This window comes from Alcanivorax borkumensis SK2 (genome assembly GCF_000009365.1).
Taxonomy (GTDB): domain Bacteria; phylum Pseudomonadota; class Gammaproteobacteria; order Pseudomonadales; family Alcanivoracaceae; genus Alcanivorax; species Alcanivorax borkumensis.
This window is the reverse complement of the sequence record NC_008260.1, coordinates 1,237,288-1,261,962: the sequence shown is the minus strand read 5'-3', so window position 1 is coordinate 1,261,962 and position 24,675 is coordinate 1,237,288. Positions and strand designations below refer to the sequence as shown.

Below are 24,675 nucleotides of genomic sequence, written 5' to 3'. Positions count from 1 at the left end.
AAGAAGCCGCACCCAAACCAGGGTGCGGCCATCTCTATTTCGCTTTTTGACCACGCCAGTCCCCCACAGCAGGACTCCCCCTCGCCATACTAGGGTCAGGTTTAGCCAGTAATCTCAGCCAACCCTCTTCTGAAGTGTAGCCCAACGCTTTCTTGCTGCAGACGTGTAACTGTATTCGGGGTGCCTCTGGAAAATGGTTTGTAGGCTCAATCCGATGACTTACCACTGCACATCGGGCAAACAAGAAAAAGCTTCCCGTAGTCCTTGCGACCATGCCTCACCCAGGGCGCGAAAATTCGCATCGTTCTCCGTAACATTGTGGTGATTATTCAGGCTGAGGCTGTCTTTCTGGTAGAGCAACACATCAAGGGGTAAGCCAACCGATAAGTTAGAACGGATAGTAGAATCCAAGCTAATAAGTGCACATTTTGCTGCATCTTTTAGCGAAAGCGAATAGTCCACCACACGGTCCAAGATTGGCTTGCCATACTTGGTTTCACCAATCTGGAAATAGGGAGTATCCCGAGTGCTCTCAATAAAATTGCCTTCCGGATAAACAAGAAAAAGGCGTGGAGCTTCGCCTTGTATTTGGCCTCCAACAATGAAACTGCTGCCAAAATTTACGCTGCTTTGGCTTTGCCCAGAATCACGCATAATCACTTCCCGGCACGTGCTGCCCACCACACTGGCAACATCATACATGGAAGACACGCCATGAAGATTAGGCCGATCACTACCCAAACGCATATTAAGCAGGCTGATCACACTCTGAGTCGTTGCCAGATTGCCCGCGCTGAGTATCACAACAGCGCGCTCGCCTGCTACTTCAAACTTGTGAAGTTTACGGTAGGTAGCGATCTGATCTACTCCGGCATTGGTTCGTGAATCAGCCGCAAAGACCAACCCCTGCTCCAGTCCCATGGCCACACAATACGTCATGCCGAGCTACTCCGTGTCATCACTGAGATTGTGAAGGCACGGTCTCGCTAACCCATGCCACAGCTTCGAGCGACTCTACCCCACCCCCGAAGCGGACGCCACGAACAGGACAAGCATCTAGGTAATCCATGCCCACCGCCAGTTTCAAATGCTGGCGCGGCAAACAGGTTTGATTGGTAACATCGAAGGTATGCCAACTGTCATCATGCCAAACTTCAGCCCATGCATGGCTAGCCACATGCTCTGAATCGCGACTATACAGATAACCGCTAACGTAACGCGCAGGCATTCCCAGTGCACGGCAACACGCCAAAAATACGTGGGTATGATCCTGGCACACCCCTTTCTGCAAGCTCCAGGCGTCACTGGCACGGCTTCCTACGTGTGTTGCCCCTGGTGTAAAAGGCATGCCACTAAGTATTGCTTCGCTCAGATTTTCCAAATGGCGCTCCGCTGACATGCCATCATATCGGTGAGCTAGCTCTTCCAGACAATCATCCGCCTTTGTCAACGAGGTATTACGTGTAAAGACCAGCGGAGAAAGGCGCTGATCGGCATCTTCGCTATCCTCATCCGTAATCTCAACCTGTCCATGTACCGTCAGATTAATAGCCTGGTGGGGCCTATCCAGAGTAAGCACGTGGAGGATATTGTTATACCCATCGGATACTTTCTCCGCATGTTCAGGCAAGTCCATTGTCCAGTTCAGCACTTTTTGTCGTAGCGAAGGTCTGGGGGTCAGCCGCAGGTACTGGGTACTGTGCTTAACCCGTTCCGAATAACGATATTCCGTGCTATGTCGTATTGTTAATTCCATACCAGCTCCAGGTATTCACTCTGAATGGTGTCAGCCAGTTCATTAATCCGGCGCAAGAAATCAGTCAGGTAGTTATGCAGTCCAATCTCAAGAATATGCCCCATGTCGCCATATTGAAGACGAGCAAGTTGCACAGCAGCTAAGCGTTTAGCCTCAAGTCCCGCCTCTCCTTCAATGGCAGGCAGAAGCTCACACAACATTTGCAGACACGATAACAACGACCGGGGAACTTCCGGCCTGAGAATCAACAACTCGGCAACGCGCTCGGCATTAATAGTTTCACTAAACATTTCGCGAAAAGCTTCGTACCCTCCCAATGAACGTAGCAAGGCATGCCAACGGTAATAATCCACCGTGGAGTCACTCTCCGATTCTTCTTCCCGGTGTTTAACATCGAGAATACGAGCGGTGTTATCCGCCCTTTCAATAAAGGTCCCCAAGCGTAAAAAACGAAAAGTATCGCTTCTCATCAGGGTGCCATAGGTAGCCCCACGGAACAGGTGTGATCGATTTTTCACCCACTCAAAGAAAGCGGTTTCGCCATAATTCTGCAGCCCGGTTTGACTGATTTCCTTGAGCTCTAGCCAAGTACCGTTAACGCTTTCCCACATTTCTGAAGTGATTTTTCCTCGCACCGCATGAGCACTGGCTCGGGCCTGGCGAAGACAGGAATAAATGCTGGCTGGGCTGTCAGGGTCAAGGGTAAAAAAGTACAGCACATTATTCGTGGTTACCTTGCCATAACGGGCGCTATAGTCATCCCAGGTACCGGTAATGGACAATGGCGCCGTAATTTCCTGCTGGGTATCGACCGCGTAACGAATCAGTGACAGATTCCACACCACGTCCAGCACCCGGGCGGTATTTTCTGCCCGTTCGACGTCACGTGATAGCCAGTATAGGTCGGATGCCGTACGACTCAGCATGTGCTGTCCTCCCCGCTCTCCAAAACCCAAGTATCCTTGGTACCACCACCCTGTGAGGAATTAACAACCAAGGAACCGGGCTTAAGCGCAACCCGTGTCAGCCCACCGGGTACGACTCGGGGTTCGTTACTGCTGAGCACAAAAGGTCGCAGGTCAATGTGTCGAGGGGCAATACCTTCGTCAACAAACACCGGGCATGTAGACAATGACAAAGTGGGTTGTGCAATGTAATTATCGGGATCCGCTAACAGCCGCGCTCGAAACGATTCAATTTCTGTTTGACTGGCTGCTGGCCCCACCAACATCCCGTAACCACCGGCGCCATGAACCTCTTTAACAACCAGTTCCGGTAATTTTTCCAACACTACCTTCAGATCGTCCTGTTTTCGGCATTGCCAAGTAGGGACATTGGAGAGAATCGGTTCCTCATCAAGATAGAATCGAATCATATCCGGCACATAGGGATAGATAGATTTGTCATCGCCCACTCCGGTACCCACCGCATTGGCCAGCACCACGTTCCCCTGACGGTAAACCGAGATCAATCCGGGAACGCCGAGCATGGAATCCGAACGGAACGCGAGTGGATCAAGAAACGCATCATCGATACGCCGATAAATCACGTCCACCTTCTGCGGGCCCGCGGTAGTCCGCATATAGACATAACCATTCTTTACAAACAGATCAGCGCCTTCTACCAATTCGATACCCATCTGCTGGGCCAAAAAGGCATGCTCAAAATAAGCACTGTTAAACTGCCCCGGGGTAAGTAACACAACGCAGGGATGGCTGTGAGTGGCGCTTTGCTGCAATGTCTCCAGCAACAATGCTGGGTAGTGCTCAACTGGCGCCACGCTCTGCCCGGCGAACAATTCAGGAAAAAGGCGCATCATCATGCGCCGGTTTTCAATCATGTAGCTTACCCCCGAAGGGGTACGTAGGTTGTCCTCCAATACAAACCAAGATCCTTCACCATCCCGAATAAGATCGACCCCGCTGATTTGCGAATAGACCTGATTGGGGAGGTCAACATCCTGCATACAGGGCTGATATTGGGCATTACCAAAAATCTGCTCTGCGGGAATACGCCCGTCGCGAATAATATTCTGGTCGTGGTAAATATCATGCAGGAATAGATTCAGTGCCTGAACACGCTGAATAGCACCGCGTTCCAACAAACTCCACTCACTGGCAGGTAAGACACGCGGCAGGGTATCAAACGGGATAAGTCGTTCGGTGCCGCTCTCCTCGCCGTAAACATTGAACGTAATCCCAACACGATGAAACTGCAGCTCTGCTTCCTTGCGCTTACGTAGCAGTAAGCTTCGGTCCTGTCGGAGCAACCAATCATGGTAGCTCGTGTAGTGAGGTCGCACCTCACCGCCCGGCGCTATCATCTCATCGAAACCGGGCACTGCCGGCAACTGTAATGAACGCATGGCATCGTCCCTGTTAATGAAGCACGCTAAAAGCATCGTCCTTTTTGTATTGCTAATGCATAAAGCAGCAAGTCCTGTGCCAAAACATGCCCCCATTAGCCTGTAAAAAATCACCACAGAGGCTTACCAAGGGCCAATAAAGTGCAAAGCAAAAAAACACATGGCTTTAATGCACTATTCTGGCCACCATCATCACCATTACCAGGCTGGTGGCGAAGTGATTGATGCGGGCTCTATACCCCTTCGAACTCGCTTAAGGCCTGGCTGTGGCTAGGAGGCAACGCCCTGCCCTGCTCCATCAAAATTGCTAGGAACAAGATAATCCCTGCCGCGGTACAGGAAACGGCGAGTTGAACCGAAAATTCAAGGAACCACACTACATCAACGCCATGACAGGGAGATATCAGCGAGCGTGCAAGACACACAATGGTGATCACGCAAACAGTAACAACGGAACGGGATCTGACTCAGCACCGGTAGCGTGAGCGTGCTGCATAGCGAACACTCCCGCATTGTCGATAGCCACCCCCTTCGGCAGAGTAGCTTTGCCCAAGAGGCACAAGAGGTGTCGCGCTACTCAAAAGTAGCGCGAAATTGCTCCCGGGCCGAAGAAACGGCCCAGGGACTGGGTGGCCACACTGGCACAGGTTAAACGTGCTGCAATAGCGATAAGCTGGTCGCCAGCCAACGCGCTTAACCTTTGCCCAATCTCCTCCAAGCTAGCAGCATACCGGACACCAGTGCGGCAAGGATCAGCAACACCAGAACCACCATTACGGCATCTCGCTGCGGGGGGGATAGGCCTAGGCGGCCCACGAAATGGTACTTATGTAAATTGATGAAATGCAGTGCACGTAGAATGGAAGAAGGAGTGACTTCGTTAGCCATATGGCCACTGCGAGTTTCCACCAGCATGGCCAGCTGCGGCTGATTCACCAACGACAACTTGCGCACCGGTAAACGCTTGTAGACACTAGGATAATCAAAACGAAATTTCGTAAGTAGCTCTGTGTCTCGGACCTCAACGGACTCACCCACAAAGCGCTCTACCAGTTTCTTCGCATAGGCTTCATCGGCACCGGTCACCTTCTCGCCCTTCACGGCATTAACATACTGCAGTGCCGTCACGCCGTTCTCACCCTGTTGTTGGAATTGCCACAACACGTCGTCACCCACTTGCACCGGCCGTACCGCCACTGCACGATCCATTAGCATCAGCGGATTCGTCGCCAATGAAGATACTGCTATTAGCGTGTCATCCCGAAAATCTATCCATTGCGGCGGATTCAATTTATCAATCGCCACATGTACACCACTGCTGGCAAAGCCAAACAAAGAGAGCCCACCGACCAGAGTCAACCAGCGATGCCAACGACGCACGCCATTGCCCTTGTTTAAATGGCGCCAGCGCCGAACGAGCAGTATCAGCCCCCCCAGTGACATCAATAGCAAGGGAACGGAAAACAGCAGCACCACGGGAGTACGCGCGGCGTGCGGCAACCAGTGCCAGCTATGGAACCAAGAAAATGCCTTGAGCGCTTGTCGCCGACCCCAGGTAGCCGCACTGGCTAGCCGCTGCTGCTCCGTATCCAAGTACAGTGTTAATCCGTCCTCACGCTCTAGTGCCACCCGCCAAACGGGCAACAGACGGTTAACTTCACGGTATTCATTGCTGAACTGCTCTAACGGTATGGCAGAAAGAATGCCCGCATCAGGATCATCCACCAGCATTCTGGCCAGCCAGATGGCGTGCAAACGATCTCCATGGGCGATTTCTTCACTGCTATCGGCATGAAAGTAACGCGGTTGAGTATGTCCCGCCTCCACTACCCGGTATTGCCAACCTCCGTCGATTTGTTGCAGCTGAACATTCGTGACCGCATCAATGTCCTTCTCCTGCAGCAAAACATCAACCGGCCTGACCTCAGCCGCGCTAGGCAGCAAAGGCCTAACAATTTGGTGGCCCTCCATAGGCGGCTTCAACACCCACGCCATCAAGGGATGTAACAGCCCGCTCAGTAACCATAACATCAATGGCACCGCGACTAACCAGGCTGCGCGGCGATGCCAAGTCATCAGAAAACGCATCACAGACGATACTCCGCGCCGACATAAAGTGAGCGGCCAATACCGGGGGTAACGCTGGCCACTGGGTTGGGATTAAACGGAGAGGCTAACGCCGGTGCCGTGCTGATACTGCCGGTGCTGGCATACACTTTATCGCCCAGATTGCGGCCATCGAAATATACTTTCAGACCGTTGTTGAACTCACGACTCAAGCGCAACCCCCAAACCGAATAGCCCGCGGTTTCCCAATAGCGGCCACCGCTGTTGGTATAGGTGAGCGGATAACCACTGACATAACGCAGATTCGGCTCAACCAAAACCTGGGCAGAAGGGCGCCACTGCAAGGCGGTAAAAATAGTGTGCTCAGGAATGCCGGGTAGTTGATTGTCTCCGTAAATCGGATCGTCATCAAAGGTGAAATCGGACCAATTGTAGACCGTCTGCAGCGCCACATTTTCTTTGCCGGGAAGGCGCCAAGTGATACCCGCTTCGAGCCCTTGGTGAATTGTATCAGTGGGGGAATTGAACAATGCTGTCACATCGTTTACTTCAATATTAAGCAGCTCATCTTCAACATTGGCGTGGTAAAGCACCATATCCCAGTCCAGCACATCACCCACGCCACGCCAACCAAGCTCGATGGTGGTGGCTTCCTGCTGCTCCAAGCGTAATCCGGGCACAGGCTGTGCCCCTAGCTCTGAGCCGGAGGGCATACCGATACTCTGTGCTACCTGAACGAACAGGGTTTGCCCTGCTAACGGGGTAAAGCTTAAGCCCAGCTTCGGGGAAAAGCCCCCCATATCCACCGTATAACTGTCGTCCACAGCCTCACCGGAAGGCTGCGGAAAGAATGGGCAGTTACTGCACAATGGCGGCACGCTGGCTTGCAGATCATCCAAACTACGTTCGGACTCGACCCATTGCGCCCCCAGCGCTACCCGCCAGCGATCGCTGACTTGCCATTGCTGTTCAGCATAAGCCTCCACCTGTTTCACACGAAACACATCATCGAGGAACTGATTTCCCTTTTGCTTACCGTTCTGTGCATGTTGGAAGCGAGTGTTATCGTCATGGCCATAGGAATATCGCAGCCCCGCCAGCAAGGTATGCCCTTTGCTCCAGTGCTTTCGATAATCCACTGCGCCACCAATAGACTCACTGCTGTTATCAATAATCCCCACAAAAGGGGTCGGCAAATGATCAAGGTTAGTCCGGTTATAAAAGACACTGGCCACAAGTTGTTGATCCCCCGCCAGAGGAATCAGAGTACGGTTGGCCAAACGGATTGCGCGCCAGTTTCGATCCGTATCGAACGATTTATTAAATGCCCCAGCCTCCTGACTATCGTCTTCAAGGCGGTCTCGGCGGATACTGCCAGGCAACTCCAGCTGAGCGTCATCCGAAGAAAAATAGGTCCGGTTTTCGATACCGTTATCGAAAAGCACACCGAAGTTACCAGAGGCACGTTTGTTATACTGGCTGGAGTGATCGCGGTAACCCCGGTAATCAGACTGACTCAAGGACAGGTAACCATCCATATTGCCTTTCTTGCCCCCGAGGGTAATGCGGTTGGCCCGCCAGCCGTAATCACCCAATTCGGTACGCAACCGAATACCCGGTGCGGTGCGGCCTGTCTCACTGACATAGTTAATAGCACCACCCAGAGCCGATGCGCCAAGCGTCAGTGCACTGGCGCCCCGGTACACTTCCACATAACGGTAAGACAACGGATCGATTAACTGGTTGGTCGTGCCATTATCCAGCCGTGATAGGGGCACCCCATCCTGATAGCTAACGATACCCCGGCCAAAACTGGTCGTGGACAGCCCTGAGCCCCGGATAGACAGAAACACATCATCGCCGCCATTCTGATTAGCAACCCAAACACCAGGGGTCCGCTTGAAAAGGTCTTCCTGATTAGCCACATGGCCATCTTCAATGCTCTCCACATCCAGCACCCCCACTGAACGGCTTTCTACAAACAACTCACTACGGCGAACTTCAGGAGAGACAGAAAGCGTATTGTGCTCTGGCTGGTCATTCACGAGCACGGGATCCAGCTGGTTAGCCCAAGCGGGTGCCGTAAGGCAAAATAATAATAAAAACGGCTTTCTCATGACCTTCCCCGAAATAACAGTAGGTCGCGAGTATAGTGGTTCATAAGGAGGGTCTAATGCGGCGAATTGTCGCGGCAGAACGGTTGTTGTCGCGATTAGCGACGCAACAAAAAACGGGACAAACAATGCCTAAACCTAGCGATGACGCCCCATCACACTGCCAGCAAGTCGAACCGCCCAACGTTCAGGCAGGCAACGTGTTATGAACGTCATTAAACGGTAAAGCCAGCCGGGGATCACCACCGCCTTCCCTTTGGCAAGGCCTACCAAACCGGCACGAGCCACCGGGCTCACTGCCATCATGGTTCTCTGCAGCGACGGATCCATTTCCCCACGGGCCTTGCTGGAAAATTCGGTGCGGGTACCACCTGGACTCAAGGTAGTGACGACAATCCCGCAAGGCTTCAATTCTTCGTGTAAAGCACGGCCCAGTGTTTGCACAAACGCCTTACTGGCAGCATAAGTCGCCATACCAGGAATCGGAAACCAAGCAGAGACAGAACTGATATTCAAAATCCATCCCTCACCCCTCTCCGCCATGGGCTCAGCAAATAACCGGGTGAGAGCCAGCAAAGCGCGGTCGTTCACCTCTAGCATGCCGAGTGTTTGTTCCAGCGATAACTCCAACAGGTTTTTCTGATACCCATAGCCCGCATTATTAATCAGAATATCCACCTTCAGACCACGGCGGGCCACCTCATCAAACAGCTGCTGTGGCACCAAAGGGTCGGCCAAATCTGACGTAATTACGCAAACAGACACCCTGCATAATTCAGCCGCAAGCGCTTCCAACCGCTCAGTACGGCGAGCCACCAAAATCAGGTTACATCCCATCGCCGCAAGCTGACGAGAGAGCTCCTGACCAATGCCGCTGGAGGCACCGGTGACCAGTGCCGTTTTTCCATTGAAAATTTGCATTGCTTTGCTCTTGTAGCTTTCAACCTGCCCAGAAGAATGAGTTCAAGATTCAAAAACGCGAAACCGCCTTACGGTATGTGGGTGTTCCGCCCACATTCATACTGTTATTTATAACGAGCAACAATATTGAATCTGAAATAACCAATAACCGTTGTTCACACTTTTGGATCCAATAGCCACGATTGTATTTTGCCCAACGTCAAAAACAAAAAACCCGGCACAAGGCCGGGTTTTTTTTGGTGCGGAAGGCGCGCTTTACAGCTTGCCGTCCAGCTCCGGTACTGCTTCGAACAGGTCAGCCACTAGGCCGTAGTCCGCCACCTGGAAGATGGGGGCTTCTTCGTCCTTGTTAATAGCAACGATGACCTTAGAGTCTTTCATACCGGCCAAATGCTGGATGGCACCGGAGATGCCCACAGCAACGTACAGGTTCGGCGCAACGATTTTACCGGTCTGACCGACCTGCATGTCGTTAGGAACGAAACCTGCGTCAACGGCGGCACGGGATGCACCCACGCCAGCGCCCAGCTTATCAGCCAGCTTGTACAGAATTTCGAAGTTTTCGCCGTTACCCATGCCACGACCACCGGAGATTACGATCTCGGCAGAGGTCAGCTCAGGACGATCAGACTTGGCCAGCTCTTCACCCACGAAGGAAGAAATGCCAGCGTCTTTAGCAACGTCGATGTTCTCAACAGAAGCAGAACCGCCTTCTGCTGCAACGCCATCGAAAGAAGTACCACGCACGGTGATCACTTTCTTGGCATCGCCACATTTAACGGTCGCAATGGCGTTACCAGCGTAGATCGGACGCTTGAAAGTATCCGCATCGATCACGTCGGAAATCTCAGAGATCTGAGCCACGTCCAGCAAAGCCGCCGCGCGAGGCGCGAAGTTCTTACCGGTGGTAGTGGCAGCAGCCAAGATGTGGCTGTAATCGCCAGCAACTTCAGCAACCAGATCGCCAATGTTTTCAGCCAGCTGATGCTCGTAGGCATCGTTGTCTGCGCACAGCACTTTGGAAACGCCATCAATTTTAGCGGCTTCCTCAGCAACAGGGCCACAGCCTTTACCAGCTACCAGCACAGTGATGTCGCCGCCAATTTCTTTAGCAGCAGCAACCACACTCAGGGTGACCTTGTTGAGCGCGGCGTTATCGTGTTCGGCGTAAACTAATACACTCATCAGATCACCTTCGCTTCGTTCTTCAGTTTCTCGACCAGCTCGTCAACGGAGCCAACGATAATGCCAGCCTGACGCTCAGCCGGAGCTTCCACTTTTTCAGTGGTCACACGCGGAGTCAGGTCAACGCCCAGATCAGCGGCTGTCTTGGTGTCCAGCGGCTTTTTCTTGGCTTTCATGATATTCGGCAGAGACGCGTAACGCGGCTCGTTCAAACGCAGGTCAGTGGTAACCACTGCCGGCAGGCTCAGCTCAACAGTCTGCAGGCCACCGTCGACTTCACGGGTAACCTTCACTTTACCGTCAGCCACATCCACTTCAGAAGCGAAGGTGCCCTGCGGCATGCCAGCCAACGCAGCCAGCATCTGGCCGGTCTGGTTGTTGTCGCCATCGATAGCCTGCTTGCCAAGAATAACCAGCTCGGGCTTCTCTTCATCAACGATGGCTTTCAGTGCCTTAGCAATGCCCAGAGGTTGAACCTCTTCATCGGTTTCGACCAAGATGGAGCGGTCGGCGCCCAGAGCCATGGCAGTACGCAGCTGTTCCTGAGCGGCCTTAGGACCGACGGTAACGGCAACAATTTCGGTAACCACACCCTTTTCTTTCAGACGCACTGCTTCTTCTACAGCGATTTCACAAAAGGGATTCATGGCCATTTTAACATTGGCGAGATCAACGCCAGAGTTGTCGGCCTTCACGCGAACCTTGACGTTGTAATCAACGACTCGCTTGATGGGTACAAGAACCTTCATAGGATCCTCGGAATGTTCCATTGGGTGACTTGTAGAAGGAGGCGACATGACGCCGTTGCCGGGTCCACCCCCGCGAAAGAGCCGCTATCTTGAACGCTCGCCCACAACAGGTCAATAGCCCAAAAATCCGTAAGGAGATGATTTTGCTGCAAATAGACCACATACATTGTCGGCTTTTCGTGACCTGCCAGTCGGTGATTTTCTTGTAAATCAACCATCTAGCAAGAGATAATCTAAACACTTGTTTGAAAGTGCCCTGCGCCGGTTCAAAAGTTGACACAAGTTAAGGTCCGCAGGGTCAACCCCAGTAGTGGTGTGGTTTCTTCTATCTCTATATACTCCGCGCCACCCTAAGATAGGTCTCGGCCGGCCATTGAGAAAGATTTTCTGTTACCGCAAATGTCAGAACATCTTTCTCAGTGGCTTGCGGGCCAAACACGCAATTGATAGTGAGGAGACAGGCTGTGGAACGCGAATCTATGGAAGTCGACGTAGTCATCGTTGGCGCCGGTCCTTCCGGTCTGGCAACCGCCTGCCGTCTGGGGCAAATTGCCCAGGAAACCGGTCAGGAAATCAGTGTTGTTGTTGTAGAGAAAGGCTCTGAAGTCGGTGCCCACATTCTTTCCGGTGCCGTGCTTGAGCCACGCGCCTTGAATGAACTGTTCCCCAACTGGCAGGAACTGGGTGCGCCGGTGAACACCAAGGTCACCGGTGATGAAATCTTCTTTCTCACCGGCCCGGAAAAAGCACAGAAAGTACCCAACATGTTCGTTCCCAAAACCATGCACAACGAAGGGAACTACATTATTTCCCTGGGTAATCTGTGCCGCTGGCTGGGTGACCAGGCCGAAGGCCTTGGCATCGAAGTATTCCCAGGCTTCGCCGCTAGCGAAGTGCTATACAACGAAGATGGCTCTGTAAAAGGTATTGCCACCGGCGATTCCGGTATCGGCCATGATGGCGAGCACAAGCCCAGCTACACCCCTGGCATGGAGCTGCACGCCAAGTACACCATATTCTCGGAAGGCTGCCGTGGTCACCTGGGTAAGCAGCTGCAGGAAAAATTCAACCTGCGCGAAGGAACCGATCCGCAGCACTACGGCATCGGTATCAAAGAGCTGTGGGATATCGATCCGGCCAAACATCAAGAAGGCCTGGTAGTTCACACCGCTGGCTGGCCGCTCACCGAATCCGGTTCCCCGGGTGGTGCGTTCCTGTATCACATCGAGAACAACCAGGTTGCCCTGGGCCTGATCACCGACTTGGCCTACTCCAACCCGCACGTCTCGCCGTTCGACGAAATGCAGCGCTGGAAAACCAACCCGGAAATCAAAAAGCATCTGGAAGGCGGCAAGCGTGTTTCTTACGGCGCCCGTGCTATCTCCAAAGGTGGCCTGCAGTCTCTACCCAAGATGACCTTCCCCGGTGGTCTGCTGGTAGGCTGTAATGCCGGCACCCTGAACTTTGCCAAGATCAAGGGCACTCACACTGCCATGAAATCCGGCATGATTGCCGCTGAAATTCTGGCTGAAGCACTTAAAGGTGGCCGTGGCAGCGACGAGCTGACCGAATACAAAGACGCCTTCGAGAAAAGCTGGGTTTACGAAGAACTGCACGCCCAGCGTAACTTCGGCCCGGCCCAGCACAAGTTCGGCAACCTGATCGGTTCCGCCTTTGCCTTTGTGGACATCAACTTGTTCAACGGCAAACTGCCCTTCACCATGCGCGATACCACCCCGGATCACGCCACCCTGAAGCCGGCGGATCAAAGCAAGAAGATCGACTACCCGAAGCCGGACGGCAAAATCACCTTCGCCAAACTGGACAGCGTATTCCTGTCCAACACTAACCACGAAGAGGATCAGCCCTGTCACCTAACGCTAAAAGATCCGAGCGTGCCGCTGGAAGTTAACCTTCCTAAGTGGGACGAGCCGGCTCAGCGCTACTGCCCGGCTGGTGTATACGAAGTGGTGGAAGACGAGAACACCGGCGACAAACGTTTCCAAATCAACGCCCAGAACTGTGTTCATTGTAAGACCTGTGACATCAAGGACCCCACCCAGAACATCAACTGGGTGGCACCTGAAGGTACCGGCGGCCCCAACTACCCGAACATGTAAGTTGGGCTCACACGGTTTCCGTGTCGCAAACAAAAAAGGCGCCTTTTCAGGCGCCTTTTTTGTTATGGCCGCAGCAGCCACCTTCATTCAGGTTTCAGGCTAGAGGACGTTGTAACCGCTGAATAATCTGAGCACGGTGCTGCGCGCGGTTCTTGCGCAGGCGATACCACGCCAAGCGGATGCGGTAATCCAGCGCATCCATCATTGCCAACGGTGGCATAGCAGGCATGTGCAAGTCTGGCTTGCGCGATTGAGTCCTTACCGGGGCTGCAAGCCTCTGGGCTTCGTTATGCTTCATGGTCTCCTCCCTGTCCGATGACAATATGGCGTGGCTAGGCTGTGATTGGCCCCCATGATGCAATCGGGTTTATGATCAGTAAATCGAAAAGAACTGCATCCACTGTTCAAAATTTCTGAAAGGTCAGCCATGCCGTCCCCTGCCCCCCTCCAACCCTTACTGGATACGGAAATCCTGCGCAGCTTCGTGGCCATTGCCGAAACCGAAAGCTTCACACAAGCCGCCAGCGAGGTCTTTCGCACCCCCTCCGCCTTAAGCATGCAGATCAAGCGGCTGGAGGAACAGGTGGGGCAGCGGCTGTTCCTACGCGAAGCGCGGCGGGTCAGCCTAACGGCAGAGGGCGAAGCCATGCTTGGCTATGCCCGACGTCTGTTGAAACTGAACCAGGAAGCCATTAGCCACTTCACTGCCCCGGAGCTGGAAGGCACCGTGCGGCTAGGCACACCCGATGATATTGGTACCCGCATCTTGCCTCAGGTGCTGACACAATTTTCTCGTTCTCACCCCGCCGTTCAAGTCAATGTGCTGGTTGGCCGCAGTGCCGACATGCTGCAACAATTCGATGCCGGAAAGCTGGATTTGATTATGGTAACGACGGGTAAACAAGGGCGGCCAGCCCGAGGGGAGGTGGTGCATAACGAACCTCTGGTATGGGCCGGAGCACAAGGCGGCATCGCGGTCACTCAGAGTCCTTTGCCCCTGGCGCTGGCCAGCCAGGGTTGTCCGTGGCGCAAGATAGCACTGGAGGCGCTGGACCACAGCCAACACCGCTACCGCATTGCCTATATCAGCGAGCACTGTGCCGGCCAGGAGGCTGCCATGCAGGCTGATTTGGCCATTGGCCCCTTTCCTCTCAGCCTGACCCAGCCACCGTTGCAGCAACTAGGTGACGAATACGCCTTACCCGCACTAGGCGACTACCAAATCGCCATGCTGTACCGCGGCGAAGAAGGGTCCGCCACCCAAGTACTGGCTGGCCACGTCCGCGCAGCTTTCCGCGCGCGGCGACGCTAACAGCAACCTCCTGCCCTGACACAACCTCAAGACAATGCAGGCGAAACACACTCACGGCTCAAGCCAAAGACAACCGCACTTTACTCCACTGGCTCTGGATCTAAAGCCGTTTGCTGCTCTGCCTGGGTCAGCTCCCGGCTTTCCCCCGGTGCCAGGTAAGCGTCCAACTGAATGCGGCCTACGGCCAAACGGTGCAGCGCCGTTACCTTCTTCCCAGTACGCCCAAACATTCGCTTAATCTGGTGATACTTGCCTTCGTGAAGCCATACATCCGCTTCAAAAGAAGAACGAATCGTTAGCCTGGCCGGCTGGGTGTAAATTTGCTCGAAGTCGAACCACATACGTTGCGAAAATGACACTACATCTTCATCGCTCAACGGTTTATCAACACTCACCCGGTAATGTTTCCAGAGGCCCGTTTCCGGCAAGCTCAAGCGACGCGACCAGGCACCATCATTGGTCAGCAACACCAACCCTGTGGAATTAAAATCCAACCGCCCGGCCAGATGCAGCCCTTCACGCTGGCCCCTTGGCAGCAGCTCCAGCACCGTGGGGTGGTGCTCATCTCGGGTAGCGCTGACGACCCCCGCAGGCTTGTTAATCATCAAATAACGCGGCCGGTTCGCCTGCAGAATTTCACCATCGCACACCACCGCATCAAAAAGGCCAATTCGCCGCTGCCGATCCCGCTCCACCTGCCCGTTTACCCGCACGCGCCCGGCAGCCAGCAACAGCCGCAGATTGCTTCGGCTCATTTGCAGTCGGGCGCTGAGAAAACGGTCTAGGCGATGGTGTCGAGAAGTCATCAACACATGATAACCGAGCACACAGATTTCCCGTAGCCGGAAGCGACATACCCATGGCTGGCAAGCTCAATCAAGCATCACTCTTACACTTTTCTCACGCTGTCCTCTGCGCTGTTACGGCCACTCTCAGCGTCACACTGATAACGCCCGATGATCCGGTAGCTAAATAAAAAACCGATTCTCAAAGCGTGCACCGCGCTGCTGTTATCGACGGCCAGCGAGTTGCCTATCCGCCATCTTGCCGTCTTGCTGTCTTGCTGTCTTGCTGTCTTGCTGTCTGGGAGACCTGAGCGGGCGCCTAGCGACTGCGCTGTACTTTTATCGCAGCGCAACTCAATGCCCAAAAGCCATCCACAAAAAAAGGGGCAGCTTAGGTTGCTGCCCCTCGTTCACACATTAACGCAAGCCTCCCTCAGGCCTCTACTTCTACCTCCGCCTCGGCTTCGGCATCGGCATTCGCGCACACAAACTCATAATCCGTGGACTGCACGTTGCGCGTTTCCAGCCAGTAGCGCAACGTGGAGCCCGGCCACAGAGCGAAATTCTTACCATCGTCCTGTTGATACCAGCTGGTACAACCGGAGGTCCAGGTGGTGCCTTGCAGGCGGCGCTGCACGTTGGCATTAAAAGCTTGTTGCGCTTTGGGCTTCACATCCAAATAATCCGCGCCCTCCTCTCGCAGCAGCGCCATGCATTGCAAGGCGTATCTCACCTGGCACTCAATCATGAACAGAATGGAATTATGGCCCAAGCCAGTGTTTGGCCCCACCAGCATATACAGGTTCGGGTAACCACTGACGGTAATACCATAATGTGCTTCAGCAGATTCGGCCCAGTCCTTATTCAGATCATGGCCCGGCAAACCGGTCAGCGGAAAGTCTTTCATGTAGATACGTGGATCCACCACAAACCCTGTGCCGAGAATAATACAATCCGCGTCATGCTCTACCCCATCTTCCGTCACCACACTGTTGGCTTTCACCTCGCGGATACCGGCAGTAACCAGCTCCACATTGTCACGGTTGAACATGGGGAACCACTTGTTGGAAATCAGTACCCGCTTGCAGCCGAAGGTGTAATCAGGTGTCAGTGCCTTCGCCAGCCTCTTGTCTTTCACTTGCAGGCGGATGAACTGTTTACAAAGGGCACCCAGCAGCCGTGCGGCTTTAGGGCTGGAGGCTGGCGCCACCCGAGACTCATTGCCCCAGTAAAGGCGCGCCCGGTGCAGTTTGCGCAGGGTCGGGAAGCGCTTGAACAACCGCCGTTGAATACCCCAGTAACCGCGTTCATCACGGGGAATAACCCACGCCGCGCTACGCTGGAACACCGATAGCTTCTTCACCTTGGGGGCAATTTCCGGGCAATACTGAATGGCGCTGCCACCCGTACCGATGGACACCACCTTCTTGCCCACCAAGTCATAACCATGATCCCATTCGGCTGAATGCATCACCTTGCCTTTGAAACGCTTGAGTCCCTTGATGTTCGGCACATTCGGCACATGTAACGGACCGGAGGCGAGCACAAAGTGGCGACAATCAATGGTCATGCCCGCGGCGGTGCGCACCGTCCAGCGGCCAGTGGTTTCATCAAAATGGGCTTCGTTAACTTCCTGGTTAAACTGGATAAAGGGCCGTAGCTGATACTGCTCCACGGTATCGAGAATGTAGTTCTCAATTTCGTCCCGAGGCGCATAACGCTTGGTCCAATCCGCCTTGGCGGCGAAGGAAAAGGAATACAAGTGCGACTGCACATCGCAGGCGGCCCCCGGATAGCGATTGAAATACCAAGCACCGCCCACCTGCGCAGCCTTCTCCAAAATAACGAAATCCTCATTGCCCGCTTCGCGCAGCTTGATCGCCATGCACAGCCCGCCGAAGCCAGCCCCTACAATGGCCACATCCACCGACACCGTCTTGGCGGGAATCTTGGCTTTACTAGTCATGTCACTGCCCTCCTCAGGCGGCTTTCAGCCGGTTGACGCGAAAGGCGGCGACTTCCTCAATCAGCGCCTCGGTCTGGTTTAAAAATTCTCGGTTATCATGCATCCAGGGGTGAAAGCCTGGGCGGAAGAAATCCAGCCAATCCGGTATAGAGCGTCGCAGCACCCCCGGCCGACCCAACGTCAGGTTGACCACCTTCCTCCAGCCGTTCAGGTTCAGCAGGCCGCCCCCCTTCGCCACCATTATCGTGTAGAAGGGCACGTAGAGACTCCAGAACAGCGCATTAACCAACAAGAACGCTCCAGCACGTAACCCATAGGCTTTGATGCCTCTGCCCAGCATTTGCTCGAAGGCATCGAAACAGACCGCTTTATGTTCGGTTTCCTCAATGGCATGCCAACGCCAGATCGCCGAATAATGTGGGTCCACTCCTTCCAGCAATTCGGGGTTACGAAGCACCATGTCACCCAGCACTGCGGTAAGGTGTTCCAGCGCCACCGTGGCCGCCAACTGCACCGAGCGCGGCGCCTTCTTCACCAGCTCCAGCAACCGCACCACCAGCGCATCCAGAGCCTCAACAGGCATCCCTTCCGCCTGCAATGCGTCGTTGTATTCCTCATGCTCGCGGGTGTGGAAGCCTTCCTGGCCGATAAAAGCCGAGATCTGCTCCTTCAGTTTCGGATCAGTGATTTCCTTAGCGTAGTTGCGCACACTCTGAATAAAGAAGCGCTCCCCCGCCGGAAAGAAAATCGACAGGGTGTTATAGAACTGTGAAACATGCAGCCCGCCGGGGTTCCAGCTCAATGCCTTGCCGGCGGGCAGCCCGAATTTGAGATTCCGGCGTACCGGATCAACCTGAATTGTCATCATCTTGCCCCTTAAGCAGATCGAATTAATCGGATGCTAAGGCCACAAAGGTGACACCCTCAACGGTTACATTGAACAATGTAACCGTATATTGATATGGGTCAAATTGAGCAAGAAATAGGATACAAAGAAGAAAACTTTGTTTACTTTAAAAAATGAAACGAGACCGGCACCCTCGACTTCAGCGCTCCCCCGAGAGGAAAGAGCCCCCCGGTGGGAATAAACACATACGTCACCCAAATATCAGACCCCATACCCATAGCGGCCCGACTACCACAAGCGTGCTAACCCCTACTCATGCAGGCAGTTAAAAATGGGGGGATTACACAGGCAAGAAGTTAAAAAAGCACCAAGCAGAGGGCTGGAGGCTCGCTCGTACAAATCTGCTCTAATTGACTTTGATATATCTTCTAGCATATTCGTCAACTGATTCCTGTAAACGACTTGGTCTCGCGCTTTTCGCGTGTACCTACTTGTTATTTTTCGGACGCTTCAGGTGCACTGCAGCGTGTCAAAGTAAAGAATTAATTGCGTGGCGTAATCTTCACCTATTGGCACAGAAATCCACTCATAGTTATTTATCGTATATGCATTAGCTTTATCAGCAGCGACCCATTCATCAACACCTACGGCACCGTTCTTAACATCTCCATGCACAGTCAAGCCAATTGGAGCGACATACTTTCTGTCTTTCACCATGATATGACATTTCCCGTCACTTACCGCTGCCTCGGCGGACGGCTTTGAGTAATGCTTAGAGGTAGTGGCTCTGGGGAAATTCTCACCAAACTGCGCCGGGCTCATTGACGTGGCGCAAGCAGTAATTAGCGCCATCAAGCCTGTGACTATGATTAATCGACTCACTTTACGCCCCACTGACATTCCAGATTCTGGAAACATAACAAGCATTAGGAAGCCCGCTCGAATATCCAATGAACGCGCCGACTTTATATCCCATTTATCAAATTTGCATAACCACCGATAAAAGCAGAAACCTCAACAGGTTACAACGGCGCCCTTTCCAGGCGGCTGTGATATGAGGAAGGCGGCATTTCCTTATAGGCGCTTGGCGCAGGCTTCTTTTTTACCTGTCTGGGCACAGTTGTCTAGCGAGGGGGCGATTTGGGCGAGGTTGTTCGCGGCTCAAGCGCCGTATTCGCTTCGCTCACCCTTCGGGCCGCACTACGTGCGTTAGTTCGCTACGCTACGTTCCTACAGCATACTTCTGACCGGGAAGTGCAGGCAGGGCCGGGCGGCCCTGCCCTGAGGGTTTAGTCTTTCTTTTTCCAATCCAAGCTATAAAGATCATCCCGACGATCGCGCAGGTTGGTTACCGAGCCTTCCCGGTGCAGCAGCTTCAGTTTTTCCAGATCCACATCGGCAAACATCAGCATTTCGGTATTGGGGACCGATTCACTGATGATGGCATCGTGGGGAAAGTAGAAATCGCTGGGGGAAAATACCGACGATTGTGCGTACTGGATATCCACCGCATCCACCCGGGGCAGGTTGCCCACCGAGCCGGAAATGGCCACGTAGCATTCGTTTTCGATGGCGCGGGCCTGGGCACAGTGACGTACGCGCAGGTAGCCGTTTTTGGTGTCGGTCCAGAACGGCACGAACAGGATGTCCATTTTCTCGTCGGCGAGAATCCGGCCCAGCTCAGGGAATTCCACGTCGTAACAAATCAGGATACCCACCCTACCTGCGTCGGTATCGAACACCTGCAATTTGTCACCGCCCTGGATCACCCAGTCACGGCGTTCGTGGGGGGTAATGTGAATCTTGTACTGGGATTCCACCGAGCCATCGCGACGCATCAAGTAGGCCACATTGTAGACCTTGTCATCTTCAATCACCGGCATGGAGCCGCCAATGATGTTGATGTTGTAGCTCACGGCCATATCCGCCAAGGCATCGCGTACTTCTTCGGTGAAGCTGGCGAGGAAGCGCACCGCTTCCACGGAGTTCAATTCTGGCCGTAGCCCCATGAGCGGCGCGCTAAAGAATTCCGGCAGCACGGCAAAGTCGGCGCGGTAATCGGATAGCGCATCAATAAAAAACTCCACCTGATTGAGCAGATCTTGCACGTCGCGGGCAGCACGCATACGACGCTGCACTACGCCCACACGAACCACGGTGCGGCGTGGCCATTCGGCGTCGTCGTCTTCCGGTTCGTAGAGAATGTTGTCCCATTCCAACAGCGTGGCATAGCCGTGAGAATCTTCATCTTCCGGCAGATACGCCTTCATAAGACGTTTCACGTCGAAGCCGTTGGAAAGCTGAAATGACAAGATAGGATCGTAGATGGCGCGGGCTTCTACCTGCTCGATGTATTCGGTCACCGGCATCTGGTCAGCGTAGTTGGTATACCCCGGCAGGCGACCACCCGCCAAAATCGCACGTAGATTCTCTTCCCGGCACAATTCTTTGCGAGCTTCGTACAAGCGGCGGCCCAGGCGATAGCCGCGGTATTCCTTGTCTACAAATACATCTAGGCCGTAAAGCGCATCGCCCTTGTTGTCGTGGGAGCGCACTTTGTCGTCGGTAATCAGGTCTTCGTAGCGATGCGGGTTGGAGAACCGGTCGTATTTAACTTTGATAGTCAGTGCCGTGGCCACCAGTTCGCCGTTGTCTTCAATCACCAGCTGCCCGTCTTGAAAAATGCGGATCAGGGTTTTGATGGTGTCTTCTGGCCAGGCGCCACCAATATCGTGATACACCTGATTCATCAGGCGCGCCAACGCGGGATAATCCTCGTGCGTCAGCGTTCGCAAACGTAACCGAGTGGTTTCTTCTGCCATGAATAACTCCTTGTGTTGACGCTTCACGCACCACGGCGCAACGCGAAAAAACGCTACTGCCTTCACCACCGCATCCCCGTTTCAGCAGGCTAGTCTACGGTGGGTTTGCTTTATCGTGATGCGCGGTTAAGCATTAAGCGGCGGAAAGGAAATCAGCCAGCACATTTGTTGATTCTGCAACGCATGCATGCCACTGGGATAGAGGGCCACGCCATCCGGGCGAATAAAGAGAACCCCGCCTTCATTCAAGCCAACAAACCCGGATTGATGCTCTTGAACAAAACCACATTCTTCGCTCCATTGCGGCTGCAATGGCGCTGGAATGGTTTCGTAGCCAATGACACCATTGGCCAGAGGGTCGTCGATGGCGACCCGATCGCGATACAGGCCAACGGCGTCCTCGCCCACCAACAACACCATGCCCTGATGAAAATGCAGCAGGGTCACGTTGCCGCGCGGGGGCAGGCTAAGGTTTTCCTGTTGATCGATAATGGTGTCCATAGAGGCTTCCAAGAATAGGGGTGTAACGGGATACAGGGTACTTAAATGGCTGAAAACATTGTAATACTTACTGGCGCCGGAATCTCGGCGGAATCGGGTATCAAGACCTTCCGAGCAGCAGACGGCCTGTGGGAAAACCACCGGGTAGAAGATGTCGCCACCCCCGAGGCGTTCTTGCGTAACCCCCTGCTGGTGCAAAACTTTTACAACCAGCGGCGCCGGCAATTACTCACAGGGGCAATCAGGCCCAATGCAGCCCACCAGGCGCTGGCCACGTTAGAGAAAGCTTTGCCGGCGGGCAAGGTGTTGTTGGTTACCCAGAATATCGACAACCTCCACGAGCGCGCCGGCAGCCGTAACTTAATCCATATGCACGGCGAGCTACTCAAAGGGCGCTGCCAAACCAGCGGCGGCCTGGTCGATCTGGACCATGACCTAACGGTGGCCCTGCCCTGCCCGTTGTGCGGGGCAAAGGGCTGCCTGCGCCCCCATGTGGTCTGGTTCGGTGAAATGCCCCTGCAAATGGAAGCGATCTACCGCGCCCTGTCTCAATGCGATCGTTTTATCAGCATCGGCACCAGTGGCAATGTCTACCCCGCCGCCGGCTTCGTGGAAGAAGCCAACCGGCACGGGGCGCACACGGTGGAATTGAATTTGGAGCCCTCCCAGCAGCTCACCGCTTTTGCCGAACATAGGCGTGGGCTGGCTACTGAACTGGTGCCGAGGTATGTGGAAGAACTGATCGCCGGGGTATAATCCCGTTCGTCATACTTGCATCACGAAAGACCGCCAGCATGGCTCCCCGCCCTAGGTATGATTGCCCCACCCTATGGCGCAGACAGGCCCCTTGATATTTCTATAGCCGCCTGATTCCGCTAGACTGCTGAACCTCTACAAAAGGAGTGTCAGCCAGAGCCCGCCGCGCAAAAATAGGGCACGGGGCCTCCAGCAACTACAGGTAGCAAAGCACATCATGACCGACAAGCAGGTAGACGACCTTAATATCGCCTCGCAGGACGTATTGATTACGCCCAACGCGCTGAAGGAAAAACTGCCCCTCAGCGATAACGCCCGCCAAACCGTCATCAGCGGCCGCGAGACTATCCGCAATATTCTGGACCGCAAGGACCACCGCCTGTTTGTGGTGATCGGCCCCTGCTCGATCCACGATACGGACGCCGCCATGGAGTACGCCACCCGGCTGAAAAAACTGGCCGACGAGGTGAGCGATACTATCTACTTGGTGCTGCGTGTTTATTTTGAAAAACCGCGTACTACCGTGGGCTGGAAGGGCTTGATCAACGACCCTTACATGAACGATTCCTTCAAGGTGGAAGAGGGCCTGCATATCGCCCGTAAGCTACTGCTGGATGTGGCGGAACTTGGCTTGCCCGCCGCCACCGAAGCGCTGGACCCGACCACCCCGCAATACCTGCAGGACCTAATCGCCTGGAACGCCATTGGCGCGCGCACCACCGAAAGCCAGACACACCGGGAAATGTCTTCCGGCCTGTCCAGCCCTGTGGGCTTCAAGAACGGCACTGATGGCAGCCTGGATGTGGCAGTGAATGCCATGCTCAGTGTGCAACATCCCCACCGCTTCTTGGGCATCGACCCGGAAGGCCGCGTGGCGCTAACCACCACTAAAGGTAACCAGTACGGGCATGTTGTGTTACGCGGTGGTGGTGGCAAGCCGAACTACGATTCCGTGTCCGTTGCGTTGGCCGAGCAGGCATTGGAGAAAGCCGGTGTGTCTACCAACATCATGGTGGATTGCTCCCACGCCAACTCCAACAAGGACCCGGGCCTGCAACCGCTAGTGATGGAAAACATTGCCAACCAGATTCTGGAAGGGAATGAATCCATTCTCGGTTTGATGGTGGAATCGCACCTGAAATTCGGCAACCAAAAGATCCCGCCGAACCTGGATGATTTGGAATACGGTGTGTCCATCACCGATGGTTGTATTGCCTGGGACACCACCGAAGAAGCCATCCGCAGCATGGCCGACAAACTGCGCGACGCGCTGCCCAAACGGCAGAAATAACGCCCCGCAGTATATAAATACGCCTTAAGGGCTGCTGTCCTGTACGTTTGGGCCGCCACAAATAGAGCCTCATTTGAGGCTCTATTTTTTTGTCTGGCCGGTTACGCTCGCGCTGCTGGAAACACCCTGGCCATGACTAAAGCCCCCCGGCGATGTTGAGTAACGGGTGAGGTAAAGTAAGGCTCTGTGAGGGATTTTGGCTTAAGTAGTCATCACTGCCTGAACAAGCCACAATATGCCCGGCTTTGTTCATTCATGCTTAAGGACACAACCCACGTATGGAAAACCTGCGGCAACGCTGGCAGCACATTATCTTCGGCACCGACACTCCCGCCGGGCAGCTATTCGATATTCTATTGATTGTGGCGATTCTGGGCAGTGTGGTCGCGGTCATGCTCGACAGTGTGGCCAGCCTGCACGAACAATACGGCGAAGCACTGTACGCCGCAGAATGGTTTTTCACTATCCTGTTTACCATTGAATACAGCGTTCGGTTATGGGTTAGCGAGCGGCCATTGCGCTATGCCCGTAGCTTTTTCGGCATCGTAGACCTGTTATCGATTATCCCTACCTACCTTAGTTTGCTGGTTCCTGGCTCCAATTACTTGCTCACTATCCGTGCTCTGCGAGTACTGCGTGTGTTCCGGGTAATGAAGCTGGCCAAGTTTATGGGCGAGGCGAACCAGCTGGGCATCGCCTTGATCCGCACTCGGCGCAAAATCGCTGTGTTTATGTTCTCCGTGTTTGTGGTGATTATTATTTTTGGCAGCCTGATGTATGTGGTGGAAGGCCCGGAGCACGGCTTTACCAGCATCCCTCAAAGCATTTACTGGGCTATCGTGACTATTACCACGGTGGGCTACGGAGATATTTCACCGCAGACCGGCTTTGGCAAAATGATTGCCTCACTGGCCATGATTACCGGTTATGCGATTATTGCGGTGCCCACCGGGATCGTCACCGCAGAGATTTCTGCTGCTCGGGTGAGCATGCGTTATGAACGTGAATGCCCCAACTGCTACCGGCATTCCCACGACCCCGACGCCCGCTTCTGTCAGCAATGCGGCGAAGAACTGCCCAAGCTTTCCCTGAAAGGGCCGGATGATTAAAGACAGCGG

21 protein-coding genes are annotated in these 24,675 nt (G+C 54.0%); 5 read left to right on the top strand and 16 right to left on the bottom strand.

Annotated elements, in window-relative coordinates:
• Positions 1-219: 219 nt before the first annotated feature.
• From ABO_RS05735 to ABO_RS05695, 9 genes are all read right to left on the bottom strand, one after another.
• Entirely contained in the window at positions 220-939 is a 720-nt protein-coding gene (locus tag ABO_RS05735) for a proteasome-type protease (RefSeq protein ID WP_011588392.1), read from the bottom strand.
• 19 nt (positions 940-958) lie between these two features.
• Positions 959-1,756, bottom strand: coding sequence for a transglutaminase family protein (locus tag ABO_RS05730; protein WP_011588391.1), 798 nt, complete (start codon positions 1,754-1,756; stop codon positions 959-961).
• Positions 1,747-2,682 carry an alpha-E domain-containing protein gene (locus ABO_RS05725; RefSeq protein WP_011588390.1) on the bottom strand — a complete coding sequence of 312 codons (936 nt, stop codon included), beginning with the start codon at positions 2,680-2,682 and terminating at the stop codon, positions 1,747-1,749. Before ABO_RS05725 ends, ABO_RS05730 begins: the two co-directional genes overlap by 10 nt.
• A complete protein-coding gene (locus ABO_RS05720; RefSeq protein ID WP_035458388.1) occupies positions 2,676-4,121 on the bottom strand; it encodes a circularly permuted type 2 ATP-grasp protein in 1,446 nt (481 codons plus the stop codon). Before ABO_RS05720 ends, ABO_RS05725 begins: the two co-directional genes overlap by 7 nt.
• 693 nt (positions 4,122-4,814) lie before the next feature.
• Positions 4,815-6,212, bottom strand: a complete 1,398-nt coding sequence (locus ABO_RS05715) for a hypothetical protein (protein WP_144412628.1) — start codon at positions 6,210-6,212, stop codon at positions 4,815-4,817.
• Positions 6,209-8,305: a TonB-dependent receptor family protein gene (locus ABO_RS05710; protein WP_011588387.1), complete on the bottom strand. Its 2,097-nt coding sequence runs from the start codon at positions 8,303-8,305 to the stop codon at positions 6,209-6,211. The genes ABO_RS05715 and ABO_RS05710 overlap by 4 nt, the downstream gene beginning before the upstream one ends.
• Before the next feature lie 135 nt (positions 8,306-8,440).
• Entirely contained in the window at positions 8,441-9,223 is a 783-nt protein-coding gene (locus ABO_RS05705) for an SDR family NAD(P)-dependent oxidoreductase (RefSeq protein WP_011588386.1), read from the bottom strand.
• 255 nt (positions 9,224-9,478) lie between these two features.
• Positions 9,479-10,408 carry an electron transfer flavoprotein subunit alpha/FixB family protein gene (locus ABO_RS05700; protein WP_011588385.1) on the bottom strand — a complete coding sequence of 310 codons (930 nt, stop codon included), beginning with the start codon at positions 10,406-10,408 and terminating at the stop codon, positions 9,479-9,481.
• A complete protein-coding gene (locus ABO_RS05695) occupies positions 10,408-11,157 on the bottom strand; it encodes an electron transfer flavoprotein subunit beta/FixA family protein (RefSeq protein WP_011588384.1) in 750 nt (249 codons plus the stop codon). The genes ABO_RS05700 and ABO_RS05695 overlap by 1 nt, the downstream gene beginning before the upstream one ends.
• 464 nt (positions 11,158-11,621) lie before the next feature.
• On the opposite strand from ABO_RS05695, the gene ABO_RS05690 reads away from it, so the two are divergent.
• Positions 11,622-13,277, top strand: a complete 1,656-nt coding sequence (locus ABO_RS05690) for an electron transfer flavoprotein-ubiquinone oxidoreductase (protein WP_011588383.1) — start codon at positions 11,622-11,624, stop codon at positions 13,275-13,277.
• 94 nt (positions 13,278-13,371) lie between these two features.
• Here the strand turns inward: ABO_RS05690 and ABO_RS05685 are convergent, their stop codons facing one another.
• Positions 13,372-13,575 (bottom strand): hypothetical protein, encoded by a 204-nt coding sequence (locus tag ABO_RS05685; protein WP_035458391.1) that lies wholly within the window; start codon positions 13,573-13,575, stop codon positions 13,372-13,374.
• A gap of 129 nt (positions 13,576-13,704) precedes the next feature.
• Here ABO_RS05685 and ABO_RS05680 point away from each other — a divergent pair, with 129 nt between their 5' ends.
• Positions 13,705-14,589, top strand: a complete 885-nt coding sequence (locus ABO_RS05680; protein WP_011588382.1) for a LysR family transcriptional regulator — start codon at positions 13,705-13,707, stop codon at positions 14,587-14,589.
• Positions 14,590-14,669: 80 nt separating this feature from the next.
• On the opposite strand, the gene ABO_RS05675 is transcribed toward ABO_RS05680, so the two are convergent.
• The 6 genes from ABO_RS05675 to ABO_RS05650 all read right to left on the bottom strand — a co-directional run bounded on the left by ABO_RS05675 (position 14,670) and on the right by ABO_RS05650 (position 21,510).
• Entirely contained in the window at positions 14,670-15,416 is a 747-nt protein-coding gene (locus ABO_RS05675; RefSeq protein WP_011588381.1) for a pseudouridine synthase, read from the bottom strand.
• A gap of 391 nt (positions 15,417-15,807) precedes the next feature.
• The gene (locus tag ABO_RS05670) at positions 15,808-17,340 is read right to left on the bottom strand and encodes a flavin-containing monooxygenase (RefSeq protein WP_011588380.1); all 1,533 of its coding nucleotides are present in this window, start codon (positions 17,338-17,340) and stop codon (positions 15,808-15,810) included.
• Between the two features lie 13 nt (positions 17,341-17,353).
• Complete coding sequence (locus ABO_RS05665; protein ID WP_035458395.1) at positions 17,354-18,205, bottom strand: metal-dependent hydrolase; 852 nt, start codon at positions 18,203-18,205, stop codon at positions 17,354-17,356.
• A 492-nt stretch (positions 18,206-18,697) separates the two neighbouring features.
• On the bottom strand, positions 18,698-19,138 hold the full coding sequence (locus tag ABO_RS05660) for a hypothetical protein (protein ID WP_148201432.1): 441 nt from the start codon (positions 19,136-19,138) through the stop codon (positions 18,698-18,700).
• Between the two features lie 338 nt (positions 19,139-19,476).
• Positions 19,477-21,009: a bifunctional GNAT family N-acetyltransferase/carbon-nitrogen hydrolase family protein gene (locus tag ABO_RS05655; RefSeq protein WP_011588378.1), complete on the bottom strand. Its 1,533-nt coding sequence runs from the start codon at positions 21,007-21,009 to the stop codon at positions 19,477-19,479.
• Positions 21,010-21,135: 126 nt separating this feature from the next.
• A complete protein-coding gene (locus tag ABO_RS05650) occupies positions 21,136-21,510 on the bottom strand; it encodes a hypothetical protein (protein WP_011588377.1) in 375 nt (124 codons plus the stop codon).
• Positions 21,511-21,555: 45 nt separating this feature from the next.
• On the opposite strand from ABO_RS05650, the gene cobB reads away from it, so the two are divergent.
• From cobB to ABO_RS05635, 3 genes are all read left to right on the top strand, one after another.
• Positions 21,556-22,266 (top strand): Sir2 family NAD+-dependent deacetylase, encoded by a 711-nt coding sequence (gene cobB / locus ABO_RS05645; RefSeq protein ID WP_011588376.1) that lies wholly within the window; start codon positions 21,556-21,558, stop codon positions 22,264-22,266.
• 217 nt (positions 22,267-22,483) lie between these two features.
• Complete coding sequence (locus tag ABO_RS05640; protein WP_011588375.1) at positions 22,484-23,557, top strand: 3-deoxy-7-phosphoheptulonate synthase; 1,074 nt, start codon at positions 22,484-22,486, stop codon at positions 23,555-23,557.
• Positions 23,558-23,835: 278 nt separating this feature from the next.
• Entirely contained in the window at positions 23,836-24,666 is an 831-nt protein-coding gene (locus ABO_RS05635) for an ion transporter (RefSeq protein ID WP_011588374.1), read from the top strand.
• The last annotated feature ends 9 nt before the right edge of the window (positions 24,667-24,675 follow it).